Below are 17884 nucleotides of genomic sequence, written 5' to 3'. Positions count from 1 at the left end.
CTAACGATCTGGAATAGCTTTTCCTGCACACGCGGAGGCAGTTCGCTAGAGCCCTTTCAGGAGTTACCGATTCAGGAGGAATTTACGGCGACTGGGCTGCGTGATTCACCGTCCTTGGCGGATGGAGGATCAGCATGGCCCGAGCCTACAGCCAGGTATTTGCGGGATCGCGTGTTGAAGGCGGTGGCGGATGGCCTGTCGGCCCGGCAAGCCGCTGCGCGCTACCAGGTTGGCATCGCCACGGCGATCGTGTGGGTGCGCCGGGCACGCAGCACCGGCGAGACGGCGGCGCGGCGTCAAGGCCCGCCGCGCGGCTCGAAGCTCGATGCTCATGCGGCGTTCTTGCTCGGTCTCGTCGCGGTGACGCCCCACCTCACCTTGGCCGAGTTGCAGGCGCGCCTGCGTGAGGAGCGCGGCGCGTCCGCCAGCATTGGCACGCTGTGGCGCTTCTTCGCCGCGCGCGGCATCACATTTAAAAAAAACCGCGCATGCGGCCGAGCAGGACCGCGCGGACGTCGCCGCGGCACGGGAGGCGTGGTTTGAGGCGCAGCCCGACCTTGATCCGACCAAGCTGGTGTTCCTCGACGAGACCGGCGCCTCGACCAAGATGGCCCGCCTGTACGGGCGTTGCGCCCGCGGCGAGCGGCTGCGCGCCGGCATCCCGCATGGGCACTGGAAGACCACCACCTTCGTCGCCGGTCTGCGCCTGAGCGGCTTCACAGCACCGATGGTGCTGGATGGGCCGATGACCGGGCGGTGGTTCCTGGCCTACGTCGAGCAGGTCCTGTGCCCGACGCTGCAAGCGGGCGATGTCGTGATCATGGACAACCTGCCGGCCCACAAGAGCGCGGCGGTGCGGGCGGCGATCACCGCCACCGGCGCACACCTCCTGCTCCTGCCGCCCTATTCGCCGGACTTCAACCCCATTGAGAACGCCTTCGCCAAGCTCAAGGCGCTCCTGAGGAAGGCCGCAGCCCGAACCAAGGAGGCCCTTTGGCAAACCATCGGCCAACTTCTCAATGAGTTCCCTCCCAACGAATGCGCCAACTACTTTACTGCCGCTGGCTATGAGCCGGAGTAACTGGAAAATGCTCTAGTAGTCATGGGATCTCCCTTGAGGGAAGATTAGGCTCCAGCGGCATGCTCTGGGCACGGTCACGGAACCAAATTATCCCCACTTCGCCATCCGGAGTAGCGGTCTCCCGGTGGAATTACTCACGGCACCGGGGGCTGGTCGTGACCGAGGACAACGAGATCAATGCAACCGAACGCGCCTTCGCCGCAGGCACCAAGTGCCATTTGGCGGCGGTGCGCGCGGCGTTGGCCTTGCCGTGGAGCACCGGACTGGTGGAACGGCAGATCAGCAAGCTGAAGACGGCCAAGCGCACGATAAACCTCGGCGGCTTCGATCTGCTGCGCCATCGTGTTCTCGAAGCCGCCTCGATTTCTTTCGGCGCTATGTCGTCCTCCAGACGTCCGGCGATCCACAGCGCGACAGGTCGTCGCGATAATTGCGCAGGAATCACCCCTCCTGCCCAGCGGGACGAATGGCGTAGACGCCGCTTGTTGCCTCCTAATCGCCGGAGCCGCCCTTCCCGCCGTTGCCTTCGCTGTCCATCGCCTCATTCCACCGAGAACACCTTCATCACCTCGTCGCCGAGGTGGTTGATGACCTTCACCGCGATGCGGCCGGACGAGGGCAGGTCGAAGGGACGGCTGGTGTCGCTGTTCAGGCTGGCCCAGGCGTCGGCATCGATCTCCGCCTTCAACGTCGTGCGCAGGGCCTTGTAGGGGTCGGACGCGCCCAGGAAATAGGCGTGGCGGACGAAGAAGCTCTCCTCGTTGTAATCGGTGTCGATGAACCAGACGGCGATGGTGTCGGGGCCGCCCGAGGTGATCTCGCCGGTGGAGGGATGGAAAACGTCGATGCCCTTGATCCGCACGCGCAGGCGACCGTCGGCGTCCTTCAGGATGTCGATGTCCGGTTCGCCGAACACGACGAACAGGTTGCCCGCTCCCGTCGTCTTCAGGTCGCCGCCCATGTGCAGGTCGGGGTTCATCCGCGCCTTCAATACCGGGATGCGGCCCAGCTTCTCGAAATCGGCTGAACGGGCGTCGTAGTTGAAGGCGCAGGCCACCACCACGTCAAACCCGGCGTCGCCCGCCTCGCGTGCCGCCGCCACCAGATCGGCGCGCGACACCGTGCCGAATTCAGGCCCAATCAGGATGCCCGCGCGGCGTTCACGCTCGCCCTCCATGTAGCGCCCTTCGGCGGCGATGAAGTCACCCGGCCAGGGGGTCAGCGACGTGAAGGCGATGCGGTCCTGCTTGTGCGCCTGCTGCACCCCGGCGGCCCGCAGATTGTCGAGGATCATCGCCGCGAAGTCGTCGGGAGCGAGGTCGGACGGCTTGCGCTTGCCCTCGGCCGCGTCGAGCAGGTCGATCAGTTCGTCGTCCTCGTCCACCGCCAGCACGCGGTGAGGCGACAGGCTCTCCACCGTAAAGGGACCGGCAACGCGGACCTTGTCCTTGTCGACATAGGGCTTGTCGTAGAGATACTCGAACTCGGCCTTGGCGGAGATCGAGGCGTCGATGTCGGTCTGGCGCTTGATGCGCAGCGTCCACCACTCGGCGTGGAGCGCCTTGGCCGCCTGCGGCCAGCCCTCCTCCGCCGCGCGGGGGATCTGCCACTCCTCCCAGCCGGTGCTGAGCGCCGCGTTCAGTTGGGCGCGCAGCGGCTCCAGGGCCTTCTGCGCCTCCTCCCAGATCACGTCGATCTCGGCGTTGTTGGCGATGGATTTCAGGGTGATGTGGGGCACCCGGTCATAGACGAAGCCCAGGCGGATGTCGCCGCGCGTCGGGGCGTCCTTGGGCGGGGTGCGGGTGATCTCGCCTTCCCTGATCTGGCCCTCGCGGCTGTCGGCCAGCAGGTAATAGGGATAGCGCGCGCCCATGATGCGGGCGCGGGCCAGCGCCAGCGCCACCCGCGAGGTGTCGATGGTGATCCACCGCCGCCCCCATTGCTCGGCGACATAGGCCGTCGTGCCCGACCCGCAGGTGGGATCGAGCACGAGGTCGCCGGGGTCGGTCGCCATCAGGATGCAGCGTTGAACCATCCGAGCCGCAGTTTGGACAATATATGCCTTGTCTTCTGCACGACTGGAAAATTTCACATCTCTCCAAATATTATTAATCGGAACAACTGGAAAGTCTTCAACAAAGCGCACATAGCTCAAACTGCTTCCACGTGCCTCAACTCGGCGCGCCATTACGAGGCGGGACATCCCCGTTTTATTGGTCTTCCACCTATTTTGCAGGCTTGGTCGGAAGACGCTGCCGTCAACTTGGACATCGAACCAAGATGCAGCACCCTCCCCTTTCTCGCGCCCCATACTCTGACTGGTCAAGTTATCCTGACGATAAATGCGCGCGCCGTTGGGGAGAGATTCATTGCCTGTTGCTTCATCATTCGTCATCCGTCGCCGAGACATATCCGACAATGCAATTCGACTATACTCTGCGAAGCCTGCTTGGCCCGATGCTTTATCCATCCAGGCTGGCCTATACTTCATGCGCGCCTTATCTCGCGCATACCACAGGATATAATCCGTGACGGGGGAAATATAATCCTGCGTTTGGCTGCTTGTTTTCTCAATGCTTACCTGCGCAACGCAGTTCTCATCCCCGAACACCTCATCCATCAGCGCCCGCACGCGATGCACGTTCTCGTCGCCGATCTGGACGAAGATCGACCCGCTGTCGGTCAGCAGGTCGCGGGCGACGGTCAGGCGGTCGCGCAGATAGGTCAGGTAGGAGTGGATGCCGTCGCGCCATGTGTCGCGGAAGGCGCGCACCTGCTCCGGCTCGCGGGTGATGTGGTCCTTGTTGCCGTCCTTCACGTCGCGGCTGGTGGTGGACCACTGGAAATTGCTGTTGAACTTGATGCCATAGGGCGGGTCGAAATAGATGCACTGGACCTTGCCGCGCAGCCCCTCGCGCTCCGCGAGGCTCGCCATCACGGCAAGGCTGTCGCCCAGCACCATGCGGTTGGTCCAGTTGGAGTCGTGGCGGTAGAACTCGGTCGCCACATCCTTGGCGGGCAGGCCGTTGAAATCGGCGAACAGGTCGAAATTGCTGCCCTTGGGCTTGTTCGCGTCGGCCCGCGCGCGGGTTTCGCGCTTCAGTTCCTCGATCAGAACCTTCGGGTGGACTTTCTCCTGGATGTAGAGCGGCGGGGCCTGGACGATCAGGTCCGACCAGTCCTGGTCATCCTTGCCGCGCCACACCAGTTGCGGATCGAGATCGCGGTTGCGCCGTTCATAGGCGACGCGCACGGGCGCCTTGTCGGCTTCGTCCATCACCGACTGCAACTCCGCCGTCGGGATCAGCCGCCGCTTGGCGTCCTTGTGCGTCAGCGCCTCGACCTCGATGTCTTTCTTCGCCATACCCGATGCGTTCCCAACTGGATCAATTCAATGCAACCCGGCGGTCGGACAAGCCGCCAGCCGGTTCGGTCGTCATTCGGCGGCCATGTCCATCATACCGGCGTCGCGCAGCAGATCATCCGGCGCGTCGTCGCCGTCCAGGCCAGCGATGTCGGCGCCCATGACGGGATGTCCGGTGGCCTTGGCGATCAGCGACAGCAGCCACCGCTCGCGGTCGGCCAGAAAATCGTCGAAGCGGTCGGCACGCAGCAGGGCGGGGTCGATGCCGTGCGAGCGCAGATGGCCGTCGATGACCGCCGGGGCCAGCGGGGGATCGCCCGGCGGCTTGCCGTTTTCCAGCTTGGCGATGTAGGCGGACGGCGCGACGCCGCCGATGATGCGGTTGGTGCGGTAGGACAGCGGCGTCTTGTTGATGATGGTATCGAAGATTTTCGCGTCGATGCCGCGCTGCTTGCACCATGCCTGCGGGAAGATGTGGTGGATGTCCACCGCCTCGTCGAAGAAGACGGTCTGGTCGTAATTCTGGCCGGACCGGAAATCCTGGGCGCCTTCCCGCATCAGAAGGGCGTGGATTCCCTTGTAGGCGGCGGACAGGCGGGTCCGCATCGTCTTGAGCCGGTCCGGCAGGAACACGCCGTCGGCGACCGTGGTCGGGGCGGCGCCACCTTCCAGCCATGCGGGCACCTCCATCACGTCCTTGGCGAAACGGGAGTCGGTGGCGGAGCCGTAGAGTTCGCCGAATATCCCGCACCAGAACCAGCGCGACAGCTTTTCCCGGTTGGCGGCATGCTCCCACCGGGGGCCGATCTCCGCCAGGATCGCGGCCATCGGCACCAGTTGCGACTGGTAGGGCAGATCGATGACCCGGTAGATGCCGTTCAGCCGCAGGAAACGCGCCGCCGTCTTGAAGCCCTCTTCGACAGCCGCACGGTGCGCGCGGTAGGCGTCCAGCGGCAACTCCAACAGCGATTGCCGCGTGGCGCGGACGGGGGGCAGATCGGCGTCGTTCACCCCCTCAGCCTTCGCCTGCTGCCGGACCTGCTTTGTGTGGAGCAGGGAAATCGCCTGAAGCAGATCGGTGCTCGACACCTTTTCCAGAATGCCGAAGGGTTGGTCGCCGACCCGGCCGAAGGTCTGAAGCCTCTGCTGGAGGCCCGGTTCCCCGTTATGGCCGAGCCAATCGTCCCGCAAGCGGAACCCCCTGGCGGCATACATCGACGTGACCAACTCGAAGGCGTCTAGGGGCTTGCCACCGGTGTTCACCTTCTCGAAGACAAGGCACACGGCCTCGTGGGAGGTGGTGTCGCCAAGCGCGATTACCGGAACCTGATAGCCCTTGATGTTCTGGAGCACGTCGTTCTTGAACTGCTTGAAGATTTCGCGCTTCGCCGATTCGCCACGGGCAATCCAGTAATCGCCATACGCCTCCTGCCATTCGTCCCAGTCGAAGGTCCGGTTCAGCGGGAACATCAGGGCGCCGTATTCCAACTCCGGCGTGGACAGGTCGAGAACGATCCGGCGGTTGAAATCGGCTTTGAGCGCCCGGTCTTCCGGCACGGTGACAATGGCGTCGATGCGGTCGAGACCAGGGGTCAGCGCCTTGACGATGTCGATGTAGAACCAGCGGCGAACCACCCGCTGTTTCGGTGTGACCGTCTTCACGACCTCGCGCCGCAAGCAGGTCTGGTAGAGTGAGGTCATCCGTTGCTGGCCGTCCAGCAGCAGTTGCTCCGGGTGCCGTCCTGTCGCCTCCGGCGGCGTGCCGTGCAAGGGGCGGCGGGCGAAGGTTTCCGCCGCGCCAGCCCTCATCTCCAGCGTCATCAGTGCGCCAACCGGAAAACCCAGCGATACCGACGCGATCAGGCTGAGGATGCGATCCTCGTCCCACACCCAACTGCGCTGGAAATCGGGCAACTGGATCTTGCCGGACTCGCAATCGGACAGAAGCTCTTCCAGCTTGATCGGGTTGGTCTTGAATGCGGTGGGCATGGCTGCTCGACTCCTAGGCGGCCTGTAACTGCGTGAAGGATTCGACCAGCGCCGCGAACGCTGTTTCCATCTCGTAGACGGCGGTGAATTCCACGAAGGCCCAGCGGCCGAAGTTGCCCAGGTTGTTCACCCCCGGCACCCAATAGGCGCGCATGGTGTCCGCCTTGTCCTTGGCGTCCTCGCCGCGATAGCCCTTCACCTCGACGATCAGGTTCAGCGGATCGTCGGGGCCACGTCCGTCATCGATGCGGACGATGAAGTCCGGCAGATAGCGGCGCGGGGTGGAGCCGTGGCGATAGGGCACCTCGAAGCCCAGGACGTGGTTCTTCACATAGGACAGGACGCGCGGATGGGCTTCCACCACCCGGCACAGTTCCATCTCCCAATCGCTGTCGCAGATTACCCAATTGACGTGGCATTTGCGGGGGTCGGTCTGCCAGCGCGTGGCCTTGGACGTGGTGAAGCTGACGAAGGCGGTGGAGCCTTTGGGGTTGTAGCTGTCGAGCACCGCCTTGACCGGCCGGTCGCCGACATGCGCCAGCGTGATGGCGGCGGTGATGCGCTCCGCCGCCATGTCGGCGATCTCCCGGTAGATCACCTGCGCCGGGTAGGTGCCGCCGGTGCAGCGCAGATAGCCGCCGTCAAGCCATTGCTTGGTGATCCGCTTCAACTGGCCGAACAGGTGGAGCTTCGGCTCCGCCCCCGGATCGCGGAACTTCTGGAACAGCAGATGGCGGGCCAGATGGAACAGGATGGTGGACTGGCGCATGTCCTCCAGATGGGCGACGGTCAGGTCCACGCCCTCGCCGATGATACCCCGGTTCTGGGTGACGGACGGGCCGACCAGATCGGGGTTGAGGTCGAGCACCGAGTCCGGGCCGAAGGCGGCGGTTAGCCGCTCCTCCGGCAGTTCGACGCGGTAGCCCTCGACGCGGGGGAAGGTGATTTCCAGCGCGTCGCGGTCGGGGCGGACCGCCTGGACCGTCACCGTCTCGCGCGGCTTGGCGGGCGGGGCGATGACCGGCTTGGCGTTGAAGTTGAAGGGCACGCCCAGCACGTCGGCATATTCGACGTTGAACAGCCCTTCGCCGTTCAGGTCGTAGGACTGGCGCCGCAGGGCGCGGCCGACCACCTGTTCGCAGAGCAACTGCGTGCCGAAGGCGCGCACGCCCAGCACATGGGTGACGGTGTTGGTGTCCCACCCCTCGGTCAGCATGGAGACGGAGACGACGCAGCGGATCGACTCGCCGAGCTTCCCCTTCTTGCCGACGGTGTTCATCACCTCGCGCAGCAGATCCTGGTCGGTGATCGCCTCGCCCTTGCGGATATCGCCGGTGCGCTCGACGATCTCGCGGCGGAACCGCTCGATCTCGTCGCCAGCCATGGCGCGGAAATCCTTGTCCAGCGCCTCGCCGGATTCCAACTGCTCGCTGTCGATCAGCAGGGTGCGCGGACGGGCCAGCCGGTTGCCGGACTCGTCGAAATTGCGGAACAGTGGGAGGCGTCCGTGCTCCAACGTCGCGGACCCGTCGGGGTTGGGGCGGTGGAAGCCGGAGATGTAGTCATGCACCAGCTTCGACGTGGCGGTGTTGTTGCAGACGACGATGAAGACCGGCGGAACGCCGATACCTTCATGCTCCCACAGGTCGAAGGTCTTGGCGTAATGGCCGTAGAGCGCCTCCAGCGCGGTCTGTAGCTCCACCGGGATCGCCAGCGGATCGAGCGTCTTGCCAGCACCACGCCCGGCCTTGGGCATGCGCTTGCCGATGTGGGTCCACAGGTCGCGGAACTTCGGCACGTCGGCGCCGGGGATGTTGTCGGCCACCGGCACGCGGGGCAGCTTGACGATGCCGCACTCGATGGCGTCCATCAGCGAGAAGTCGCTGACCGTCCAGGGAAACAGGGTTCCCTCGGCGTAGCCGGAGCCGTTCAGGAAGAAGGGCGTGGCTGACAGGTCGTAGACGGCGCGCAGGCCCAGCTTGCGCTTGACCGTCTCCAGCCCGGAAATCCACAGGCGAGCGGCCTCGTTGTTGCGCTTGGCCTCGTCCTTCTCGTCGCCTTTCAGCGGGGCGACATCATCGGTGCCGCCCTGTTCGGGAGGTTTTTCGCGGTAGCAGTGGTGTGCCTCGTCGTTCAGCACGACGATGCTCTTCAAGCCCATCAGGTCCGGCATGACGCGCTGGAGCATCTGGCCTTCGGTTTCCAGCGTGTCGAGGTCCGGGCCGCGCCCCTTCAGCAGCGCGCGCCCGACCTTCGAAACCTCCATGCGCTCGCGGCGCTTGAAGGCATGGTAGTTGGTGATGACGATCTTGGCCCGCTCGATGTCGGCGAGCATGTCGCCCGGAACGATCTCGCGGTTGCGGTAGTAGCTCTCGGGGTCGTTGGGGAGCAGCACGCGCAGCCGGTCACGAATAGTGATGCCGGGCGCCACGATCAGGAAGCCGCGTGAGAAGGACTTGGCGTTCGGATGGCGAACGGCGTTGACCGTCTGCCATGCGATCAGCATCGACATGACGGTGGTCTTGCCCGCGCCGGTGGCGAGCTTCAGCGCCATGCGCAGCAGTTCCGGGTTGGCTTGCTGGTTGGCGCCCTTGATGTGCTGCCAGATTTCGCCGCGCTGCGGGGCGACCTCGGTCAACCAGATCGCGGTTTCAACCGCCTCGATCTGGCAGAAGAAAGGGCGGACCCCCTGGAACGGATGGTGGCGCCAATGCTGGAGCAGGCGGGCGGTTTCCGGTGTGACGCCCCAGTCGTTGGGGTTCGGCAACCGGCGCCAGGATTCGACCTCGCTGCGGATCTTGTTGATGTAGGGGGTCGGGTTGTATTCCTGCCCGTCGTGCGTCAGGTCGGCAGTGTGGTCGAGGTCGAGGCTTGCCTGAGTCGAGCTGCGGCGTTTCTTCGTCTTCGGGATCGGGCTGATGAGTTCGGACCGGCGGCGATGCTCGACGATCCGGTTCGTCGGCTGGCCGTCAGCGTCCAGTTCCCAATGGCGTGCAGGGTAGGCATAGGGCGAGTTCAGGATCGGCCGCTCGAAAAACGCTTCGCTCATACCCCTGCCACCGGATTTGCCTTAATTGCGGCTGGAGCATGCCACCGCAGGAACTCCAAGGGCAAGTGCAACCGGCCGATGCAGTTCGCGTGCTGGTCGTTCCGACAGCCGCCGCCGTGGCCCTTGGGCCAAAAGCTCGGCCGCGCGCTCCAACCTGTGGCGGCAGAGTGCCGCGTTTTGACTGGGGGCGCCCTCAAGTTGCCCAGCGACGGATCTACATGTCACCGACCATATGCGACTTAAGCCAAGACTCCAGGTCGGAGCGGTCGTAAACTAATCGGCGCGCACTCAAGCGGATGAAGGATGGACCTTTTCCATTCTGGCGAAGTCGTTGTAATGTCCGAGTACTTAATCGGGTAAGCTCCGCCGCCTCATGTTCGGTTAGATAACGCTTCTCTTCAGATTCCGGATCGTCACTGTTCATTTGCATTGAGCTCCGGCGCAATCTGCCTGTCATCTCGGCGCTGGCGAAACCTCACCCCCTCGCCCCCGCCGTTCTCCGGGATGAATTCGATGCCGGCGTTCTCGAAAGCACGGCGGACGGCCGTCACGTTGTCCGCCGAACTACGTCCGGGCCCGATTGGCCCTTCCATACGTTTGATTGTCGGAAGGGATAGGCCGGTTGCTGCCGCCAAGTCGCTTTGGCTCCACCCGAGCAAACCACGCGCACCCCGCATCAATGCCGCCGTCATCATGCGCGAGATCCTTTTTGCACAGTTCATTATCCAAAATGGTTGACGCTTTTGGGCTAGTGTATTAGACATTTCGTATCACGTCACGTAGATACGGAAGCCACAGATGACCGATGCCCCCAACGCGCCTCACGGGCGTGAATACCCATACATTGCCATCGCCTCGCATCCCGATGCCCGGCTGATCGCCTTTGGCCTGCTTTGGGAAGATGCTGGCGCCGAGATCGAGATGCTGGAACGTCAGGGCGCCGCCCCGCAGAAGATGGACGACGCGCTGTCTCGGAAGATGGACATTACCGAGGCTATCGGCCACGCCACGTGCAGCTCGCCCGAAGGTGCCCGCATCCTCCTTCGGACCGCCGTTGATGCCGCGCACATCGAGCTTGGCGCCGAGCTGCCCCACCACTGGCTCTTGGTCAAGCGGGCGCTCGCGGCGCTCGATTGAGCCGTTTGGTGCGTCGCACCGCAACAGTCAGCCGAATCGACTAGGTAGGATTTTCGAAATTAGTAAGCTTTATCAAAGTGATGAAGAACCGCACCAGCGGTCAACATCAGTTTGTCACGAACTTCTAGTGTCAAGAAAAATCGTCCCTCCTGGCTTCCGCCGAAAATAACCCGCTCCCATTCAGAGGTCGTGACGACAGCCTTGGGCCATCCGAAACAGCCCGAAGCAGTTGGCAATCATGGAAACCACACCCCTCACTCTGAGCTTGAAGGAAACCTGTCTGAAGACGGGGCTGAGCCGCACGACGCTATGGAGACTCGCCAAAGCTGGCCAACTTCCCGTCGTTAAGATCCGAGGCCGTGTGCTGGTGCGTGTGGAAGCTCTGGATGCCTTCCTCCAATCCCAGGAGGTGCGGCATGAGGCAGCCTGATTCTGATGAGCGCCACCTTGAGCGGAAGGGCCTTAAACTACCCAACATCAAGGCCGCCACCCGCAATGTCCACCGGCCAACGGTGCAACAGCAAATTCACGGCGTCGTGCAGGAACTAGAGGCGTTGCCACAGCACCCGACGGCCGACCAGGTGCGAGCCTGCATCGACCGTCTGACCGCGATCTGCAACCGCATCGAGGGGCGCGCGTGATGCAGCTCACCGACCAGCAAAAGGCGCTCGGTCGCGCGCAGGGTGAGGCCACGGCGCGATTCATAGCCGATCCCTCGCCGATCAACCGGGCCGCGCTCATGCACGCCATTCGGCGCAGCCTGCGCGCGCTCTACGGCGACGACAAGAAGGCGATCCAGTTTCTGGACGACGCCTACCAACACTTCATTCTGGATGCGCTGGTGATCAATCACGCAGCGCATCCAGACGAATCCTCGGAGGTCGCATGATCACCGTCGACCTGCCGCACAACGAGCGGGTGGAACAGGCGCTGTTGGCGGAGCTGTTGACCGACAACAGCCGCGTGCCTTTGGTCGCCGACCGGCTCTCGGCCGATCATTTCTATGACCCGCTGCACGGCCGCATCTTCGCCGCTGTCATCGCCCTAGTAAACAATGGCGGCGAGGCCAACCCGACGACGCTGTGGGGGGTGCTGCGCCGCGCTCCGGAGGCGGCGGACGCGCCGGGTGGGGTGGATGCCTACATCGCCAAGCTCTACGAGGCCTGCGCCTTCGGCGACGTCAAGGGCTACGCCCGCGTGTTGGAGGACCTGTACCAGCGCCGATGCCTAATCGAAATTGCGCAGCGCGTGATCGCCGACGCGCAGGAACTGGCGGTCAGCCGCACGAGCGGCGACATCATGGACGAACTGGAATCATCGCTGCTGCTGCTGGACGAGGCCACGCCGCGGGCGCAGCCGCTGGTCATCGTCAAGGACGCGGTCCAGGAGGCGATCGACGCCGCGGAGGCCGCCTGCAAGGCCGGTACCGCCCTGACCGGCGTCACCACCGGCTTGAAGGATCTCGACTGGCGCCTGGGCGGACTTCAACCGGGTGAGCTGATCGTCCTCGGCGCGCGGCCGTCGATGGGTAAGTCCGATCTGGCCTGGAACATCGCCGTCAATGCCGGCGACGCTCTGGCGCGCGGCCTGCACGGCGGCGCTGGGGTCCTGATGTTCTCGCAGGAAATGGTGGCGCGCCAGCTCGGCGCCCGATTCCTCGCCCGGGCCGCCGGTGTCGCCACCGACCGGCAACGCCGCGGGGAAGTGACCGACGCGGAGTTCATCGCGTTCACGCAGGCCATTCCGAACCTGCCGGTGTGGATCGATAGCACGGCGCGCGTCACGCCGGCCCACGTCATGCGCCGGGCCCGCCGGCTCAAACAGAAGCATGGGCTTGGCATGGTTATCATCGACCACCTCAACATCATGGGCGCGCCTGACGGATTCCGCTCGAAGGGCGAGACCGAAGTCATCACCGAAATCACCCGCGAGCTGAAGGGCGTCGCCACGACGCTCGGGGTGCCGGTCCTACTGCTCTCCCAGCTCTCCCGTCAGGTCGAGACGCGCGACGACAAGCGGCCGACGCTTGCCGACCTGCGGCAATCCGGCTCCATCGAACAGGACGCCGACACGGTCATGTTCTTATACCGCGACGAATACTACCTGGGCCGCTCCGAACCGGCCCAGCGCTCCGACGAAACGACCGAGAAATACAACGACCGTCTCCAGCACTGGCAACAGCGCAAGGAGGCGTCGCGCAACCTCGCCGAGGTCATCGTTGCCAAACAGCGCATGGGAGCCGTCGGCACGGTCTCCCTCTACTACGACGGCGCCCGTAGCGCCTTCTTCGACCTCGAACGGTAACCCGGCGGGAGGGTATGACGATGCAGTGGTTCCGCTACTATCACGAGACTCCAACCGATCCGAAATGGCGCGCTGTCGCCATCGAAGCCGGCGTTCCTGTTCACGCGGTTCTAGCCGTGTGGGATTGCATGATGGTCAACGCCAGCGAGTCGTCAGCCCGCGGCACGCTGGAGGGATGGAACCATCGCGTCACTGGCGCAGCAATCGACCTCAAGGCCGCAGACGTTGAGGCTATCTACAACGCCATGCAGGGCCTGACGCTGGACGGTGACCACCTGACCGGCTGGGGCAAGCGGCAGCGTTGCAGTGACGATGTCGCAGCAAGGGTGAAACAGCACCGCGAGCGGACGAAACAGGAGCGTAACGTTACACCCGCCGAAGGTAACGTTACAGGAACGGATTTCCCTCTGCGCGCACAGACTCCAGATTCAGAACATATACAGATTCCTCCGCCGCCAAGTGCAGACACCTCTGTGCGCGTGAAGGGCGCCGATGGGGCGGCGGCGGTGGCCAATCGCTTCCTGGAACTGCGTGAGGAGCGTTGGCCGAACGACACGCGCTTTCCTGCCCCGCTGATCACGCTGCGCACCGAGGCGCAGCAATTCCTGGACAGCGGTGGCACGGTCGAGCTGCTGGGTGAGGTTTTGGAGCGTGGCATGGCGACCTGGAAAAGCCCGTCGCCCCCACGCAGCCTCCGTGCCTTCGCCGAATCCGTCGCCGACCGTGTCGCCGAGTTCAAACGCGCCTCCGAACAGCCCGTTGCCCGTCCGGCGAACAAATCCGTCGCAATCATGGCGCCCGGCATCATCGACCGCATGACCCGCATCCGCGGCCGGCTGCGCCTCTACCGCGATACCGGCAAGTGGGACTACGGCAGCGACCCGGCGCCGACGCACCCGCGCTGCGGCATTCCCCTCAAGGTCCTTGAGGAGGAGCTGGGCCAGGATTTCGTGGACAAGCATCACCGCGGCGCGGCGTGACCGAAACCGAGAAATGGGAAACCGTGAAAGTGGGAGAACCAAAAATGGGAGAGCCCAAAATGGGAAGCGATCGGGAGAATCAAAATTCCGAGCCCGCGCTGATCTCGACCATACAGAGTGCTGCGCTGGAAGTGTTTTTCGCTCAGCCCGTCGATGGTGCCCGCTACACCAGTCCGCCGCCTACCCGCACAAACGTGCAAGCCCCAAGCCGTTTCCTCAGGTCCGTGATGTACCGAGTCACAGGCTCGAGAATGGCGAGTTCATCGAGCGAGCCAATGATCTCAGAGATTCATCGACGGCGCAATTCGGTACATCACCAACCCCAACTCGGTATAACGCGGACCTCACGCTTTGGAACATCGTTCCTGCGCGTGGTCGAGCGCGCCGGCGGACCGTAGTTCGTCGCGGTGGCGGGGTGCCGCTGGGCCCGTGGGCACAATCACCGTGAGGTCCGCGATGTACCGAGTTAAGGTTAGCGAAATACCGAGTCACAGTCTTAGAGTCGGGGGTTCCGTTCGGCATGCCGGCGTGTCTGCTAATGGCCAATATCCCTGTTCGGTACATCGCCAACCTCAACTCGGTATATCGCGGACCTCAAAAGGCAGGCCGGCCTTCAGGACGAGGCTACCATGCGCAGGGACTGTCGGCACGGTTCTGTGAGCCGCCAACCCCGAGGCAGTCCAGTTTCTCACGCATGAAGTGGCGTTTGGCCGATGGGGTCAGAAGGACGCTGCGCCGGCGGTGACGATGACCACGAGCGCTGGATTGGTCGGCGTCGGCGTCGGATTGAGCGCGCACCGGAGCAGCCGCTTTCCGGTCTCTCGATTGACCACCCCACACCCGCAAATCGGGTCGGGCCGGCCAGCGGACTCGGCTCCGCAGGTTGCGCACAGAAACGTGCCGGCACTCTCCAGGACCCGGCTCAGGCAAAACCGGCAGGCGTGATCCGTGAGGGCAAAACCGCCGGTCATGGCTCCACCCCGGGGCGGCCGAAGGCGACGGGTCCGGCCGCCGACTTGGCCAGGATCATCATGGCCTCCAAGGCGCCGGCCACGTCGGCAACGTGCTCGCGCTGCGCAGCACCATCTCGGGTGACGACGAGGCCCACCGTGTGGAGCTGAAGGCGCGGCTGGCTGCCCTTGGCGTTGCGCCCGATTCGGACTTCCCGCGTCCTATTCCAGCAACTCGGACAGTAACGCCGCGGGCCAATCCGCCGGCTGGAGAGGCGCAGGCACCGTGGGCAGACGCAGAGGAGGGCATCCGCAACCGCCGCAGCCGTGTCCATCGGTTTGCCGGCATTCGCCGCGCCGACGGGGCAACTCCGGCAGTGCCAGAGCCCGTCCCAAGGCTCCGGCCGACGCCGCTGCGCGGCATTCCACGAGGTCGCGCAGCTCGTCACAGACAGCGAACAGGACCGCCGTTCACAGCGAAAGGAGGAAACTTCGAAGTTGGCCATGGCCTTCCCGGTCACATTGCGACACAGGACGCCATCAAGCCGTCACGACCGATTTCCGGGAATCACGACGAAGTGGCCGGCAACGCCCAATGCAATGGAGGGCATGGCGCTGCGGAGGTCGTGACGGGAATCTCCCACAAGGCGGGGTTAATCCCCCATCAAGCCAAGGGGGCGTCAAGTTGAGAAAAAATGAATTCCAACTGCTCGTCGAGGAGCTGGCCGCTTACAAGCGGGAGCACGACTCACAGATGGCCAAGGCGCTGCGAGCGCCAAAGATCACCCGCCTAGACGGGTCCGACATCCAGGGCATGTTCAGGCTCACCAAGGCACGGAAGGAGCAGGCCGAGCGCGAACGGCTGGAACGACAGCGGGCCCAGCGGGCGCAGGAAGCGCAGGCGCGCCGGCAGCGGTTCACGGAGACCCTGACCAAGGCGCACCTCGCGCTACGCTCCGAAGTTCTTGCCGGTCATGTCTCGGCTCACGAAGCCGCCAAGGGGGAAGCGACACTTCACCGACTCGCGGGTGCGGTGATCCGATGATCTTCGACAACATGGATGCTGCCGCGACCAAGCTGGAAGCCAGTATGAAGCGGTTGAACCAAGCTCTTGCAGCCCGGGACGATAAGGCCATTGAGGCGGCTATCCCTAGCGTCGATCGGGCGCTTGATGCCGTGGAGGCTGCCGTCCCGAAACCGGCTGACATCGTCGCCTACAGCGTGCGCCGCCTCGTGGACAGATTGACCGATATGCTTGCGGAAAGGAGCCAGACATGAGGCGGAACGTGATCCCCGCCCGCCCCGACCTGGAGAAGACCCAGGCGGACTTGGTGGCCCAGATCGAAACCGCTCAGGCAGACCTTCGGCGGGCCCTCATCGAGGCCGGCGACACGGTCACCGCACGCGCCCAGTTGCGGGACTTGGAACAGAGAGCAGCGGCCGTTGCTCGGGAGTTGGCCGACCTGGACGCCGCGGCAGAGCAGGAGGCGCAGCATTGTCTCCAGCAGACCGCCAACGCTATGGCCACCGCCGCCAGCCGCCGGCTGTCAGATCGTCTCGCGGCTTTGCAGCCGCCTGTTCAGCCCTTGGGAACCCGCTGATGGCCATCAAAACCTACCACCCAAAAATCGAGGTTCGGCTGATCAAGCTGGTCGCGCGCAAGAGCGGCGTGTCGGCGCGCTACCAGGCCAACCCGCGCGACGTCGATCTGACCCCGTACCTCGGTGAGGCCGGGGCGGTTCGGACGGTTAAGGGCCTGTCCGAACCGGCCGGCGGCTTCACCGTGTCCTTCGCCGACCAGTCGCGCGGCGGCCTGGACTCGGTCTACAGCCTGGTCGAGCCGATGGACATGATCGAGATCCGCGGCGCCCGGGAGCCGCACCGCCATGCCGGCGGCAAGCTGCCGCTGCTGATGCGCGGCTACGTGTCCACGGTGCACCGCTCAGAAACGATGGGGGCGAACGGGGAACCCGACCGCGTGGTGACGATCGCTGGCCAGGACTCCGCCAAGCTGCTGCTGATCCACCAAATCAATTTCGAGCTGGGGTGGATCATGGAGACGCCCTACCTGACCAAGTACCAGCTCCAGGCGCAGACGGGCATGGTCGCCGGCGTGGTCCGGGTGAAGGACTACGTAACCGACGTGGTCAAGGCGGTCGCGAATAAGAAGCTGGAGGAGCTGGCCGGCTACTCCTGCCGCCTGATGTTGCCCTTCGACGTGAAGGCGACGGTGCCTGACGGTTCGCTGACGCCCGGCTCCATCGCACCGCTCCAGGGCTCGATCTGGAACCTGCTGGAGGCGCATACCGACCGGCCGTGGAACGAGCTGTTCGTGGAGGACACGGAGGAGGGCCCGGTAGTGGTCTTCCGCCCGGCGCCCTTCAAGGACCTCGCCGGCACCCTGATCCTGCCCGGGGCGACGGCGCCGGACGTGGTCGAGCTGGACGCCGCTGCGGTGCAGTCGCTGGCGATGGCCCGCTCCGACAGCCGTGTGGGCAACTGGTTCTGGGTGCCGCCCGGCACCTCCACGTTGGACAGTTCCGGATGGATCAGCAGGGGCACGCTGCACGACGGCAGCCAACTCGATTTCGAGCACGGCAACAATAAGCCGGACCTGTACGGCGTCAAGCGCGTCCAGCACAAGACGACGCTGATGCCTGACCTGGACCGGCCGCTGCCGCAGGCTCCGCCGGACCAACAGGCGGCGGGCAACACTGCCTACGTCACTTGGCACATTCGGCGTGCTCAACAGCTCCGCGAGCTGAACCGCGATAACGTCGTCTTCGAGGAGGGCAGCGCCACGGTGCGTGGCTCGGAGGATCTCAAGCCCGGGCGCTACCTCCGCCTCACGCGCGGCGATCAGACCAGCGAGAGCTACATCAGCCGCGTCGAGCACAGCTTTTCTCCGCTGCGGTCCTGGACGACGCTGCTGCGCCTGGAGCGCGGCACCGGCTTCCTGGAGCGCAGCAAGGCCACGCAGAACCCGTACTTCACGGAAGGTCGCCGCGGCCCCTATTCGCTGTGAAGGCG

General features: G+C 64.5%; 18 protein-coding genes and 1 pseudogene. 12 read left to right on the top strand and 7 right to left on the bottom strand.

Translation table 11 applies throughout. The annotated features are described in order from the left end of the window. Window positions 1–114: 114 nt before the first annotated feature. Both H1Q64_RS06700 and H1Q64_RS06695 read left to right on the top strand, forming a co-directional pair. Window positions 115–1081, top strand: a protein-coding gene (locus H1Q64_RS06700) for an IS630 family transposase (RefSeq protein ID WP_419468825.1) whose coding sequence is annotated in 2 segments (ribosomal slippage) — window positions 115–482 and window positions 481–1081 — 969 coding nt in all. Because the reading frame shifts where the segments join, the coding sequence is not laid out codon by codon here. A 194-nt stretch (window positions 1082–1275) separates the two neighbouring features. Beyond that, window positions 1276–1440, top strand: a pseudogene (locus H1Q64_RS06695) (ISL3 family transposase); the annotation flags it as partial. A 182-nt stretch (window positions 1441–1622) separates the two neighbouring features. Here H1Q64_RS06695 and H1Q64_RS06690 read toward each other — a convergent pair. The 5 genes from H1Q64_RS06690 to H1Q64_RS06675 form a co-directional block, all read right to left on the bottom strand. Beyond that, window positions 1623–4445 carry a site-specific DNA-methyltransferase gene (locus tag H1Q64_RS06690; RefSeq protein ID WP_237904890.1) on the bottom strand — a complete coding sequence of 941 codons (2823 nt, stop codon included), beginning with the start codon at window positions 4443–4445 and terminating at the stop codon, window positions 1623–1625. Window positions 4446–4517: 72 nt separating this feature from the next. Then, the gene (locus H1Q64_RS06685) at window positions 4518–6434 is read right to left on the bottom strand and encodes a GmrSD restriction endonuclease domain-containing protein (protein WP_237904889.1); all 1917 of its coding nucleotides are present in this window, start codon (window positions 6432–6434) and stop codon (window positions 4518–4520) included. A gap of 13 nt (window positions 6435–6447) precedes the next feature. Beyond that, entirely contained in the window at window positions 6448–9483 is a 3036-nt protein-coding gene (locus tag H1Q64_RS06680) for a BPTD_3080 family restriction endonuclease (protein ID WP_237904888.1), read from the bottom strand. Between the two features lie 214 nt (window positions 9484–9697). Beyond that, complete coding sequence (locus tag H1Q64_RS34090; protein WP_419468824.1) at window positions 9698–9907, bottom strand: helix-turn-helix transcriptional regulator; 210 nt, start codon at window positions 9905–9907, stop codon at window positions 9698–9700. Continuing rightward, a complete protein-coding gene (locus H1Q64_RS06675; RefSeq protein ID WP_237904887.1) occupies window positions 9897–10178 on the bottom strand; it encodes a helix-turn-helix domain-containing protein in 282 nt (93 codons plus the stop codon). The genes H1Q64_RS34090 and H1Q64_RS06675 overlap by 11 nt, the downstream gene beginning before the upstream one ends. 103 nt (window positions 10179–10281) lie before the next feature. Here H1Q64_RS06675 and H1Q64_RS06670 point away from each other — a divergent pair, with 103 nt between their 5' ends. From H1Q64_RS06670 to H1Q64_RS06650, 6 genes are all read left to right on the top strand, one after another. Next, the gene (locus tag H1Q64_RS06670) at window positions 10282–10620 is read left to right on the top strand and encodes a hypothetical protein (protein ID WP_237904886.1); all 339 of its coding nucleotides are present in this window, start codon (window positions 10282–10284) and stop codon (window positions 10618–10620) included. A 238-nt stretch (window positions 10621–10858) separates the two neighbouring features. Next, the gene (locus tag H1Q64_RS34085; RefSeq protein WP_419468823.1) at window positions 10859–11050 is read left to right on the top strand and encodes a helix-turn-helix domain-containing protein; all 192 of its coding nucleotides are present in this window, start codon (window positions 10859–10861) and stop codon (window positions 11048–11050) included. Continuing rightward, window positions 11037–11261 (top strand): hypothetical protein, encoded by a 225-nt coding sequence (locus H1Q64_RS06665; protein WP_237904885.1) that lies wholly within the window; start codon window positions 11037–11039, stop codon window positions 11259–11261. The genes H1Q64_RS34085 and H1Q64_RS06665 overlap by 14 nt, the downstream gene beginning before the upstream one ends. Then, complete coding sequence (locus H1Q64_RS06660; protein WP_237904884.1) at window positions 11261–11509, top strand: hypothetical protein; 249 nt, start codon at window positions 11261–11263, stop codon at window positions 11507–11509. Before H1Q64_RS06665 ends, H1Q64_RS06660 begins: the two co-directional genes overlap by 1 nt. Further along, window positions 11506–12924, top strand: coding sequence for a DnaB-like helicase C-terminal domain-containing protein (locus H1Q64_RS06655; RefSeq protein WP_237904883.1), 1419 nt, complete (start codon window positions 11506–11508; stop codon window positions 12922–12924). Before H1Q64_RS06660 ends, H1Q64_RS06655 begins: the two co-directional genes overlap by 4 nt. A gap of 20 nt (window positions 12925–12944) precedes the next feature. After that, entirely contained in the window at window positions 12945–13904 is a 960-nt protein-coding gene (locus H1Q64_RS06650; protein ID WP_237904882.1) for a hypothetical protein, read from the top strand. Window positions 13905–14623: 719 nt separating this feature from the next. Here the strand turns inward: H1Q64_RS06650 and H1Q64_RS06645 are convergent. Both H1Q64_RS06645 and H1Q64_RS06640 read right to left on the bottom strand, forming a co-directional pair. Continuing rightward, the gene (locus H1Q64_RS06645) at window positions 14624–14875 is read right to left on the bottom strand and encodes a hypothetical protein (RefSeq protein ID WP_237904881.1); all 252 of its coding nucleotides are present in this window, start codon (window positions 14873–14875) and stop codon (window positions 14624–14626) included. Further along, on the bottom strand, window positions 14872–15189 hold the full coding sequence (locus H1Q64_RS06640; RefSeq protein WP_237904880.1) for a hypothetical protein: 318 nt from the start codon (window positions 15187–15189) through the stop codon (window positions 14872–14874). Before H1Q64_RS06640 ends, H1Q64_RS06645 begins: the two co-directional genes overlap by 4 nt. Before the next feature lie 350 nt (window positions 15190–15539). Between H1Q64_RS06640 and H1Q64_RS06635 the strand changes: the two genes are divergently transcribed. From H1Q64_RS06635 to H1Q64_RS06620, 4 genes are read left to right on the top strand one after another with little or no spacing between them, the layout of a single operon-like run. After that, window positions 15540–15899: a hypothetical protein gene (locus H1Q64_RS06635; RefSeq protein WP_237904879.1), complete on the top strand. Its 360-nt coding sequence runs from the start codon at window positions 15540–15542 to the stop codon at window positions 15897–15899. Further along, a complete protein-coding gene (locus H1Q64_RS06630) occupies window positions 15896–16132 on the top strand; it encodes a hypothetical protein (protein WP_237904878.1) in 237 nt (78 codons plus the stop codon). The genes H1Q64_RS06635 and H1Q64_RS06630 overlap by 4 nt, the downstream gene beginning before the upstream one ends. Next, complete coding sequence (locus H1Q64_RS06625; protein WP_237904877.1) at window positions 16129–16455, top strand: hypothetical protein; 327 nt, start codon at window positions 16129–16131, stop codon at window positions 16453–16455. The genes H1Q64_RS06630 and H1Q64_RS06625 overlap by 4 nt, the downstream gene beginning before the upstream one ends. Further along, window positions 16455–17879, top strand: coding sequence for a hypothetical protein (locus H1Q64_RS06620; RefSeq protein WP_237904876.1), 1425 nt, complete (start codon window positions 16455–16457; stop codon window positions 17877–17879). Before H1Q64_RS06625 ends, H1Q64_RS06620 begins: the two co-directional genes overlap by 1 nt. Window positions 17880–17884: the final 5 nt, after the last annotated feature.

Source organism: Azospirillum brasilense (assembly GCF_022023855.1).
Lineage (GTDB): Bacteria > Pseudomonadota > Alphaproteobacteria > Azospirillales > Azospirillaceae > Azospirillum > Azospirillum brasilense_F.
The sequence above is the reverse complement of the archived record's forward strand: the minus strand, read 5'-3'. Positions and strand labels throughout refer to the sequence as shown.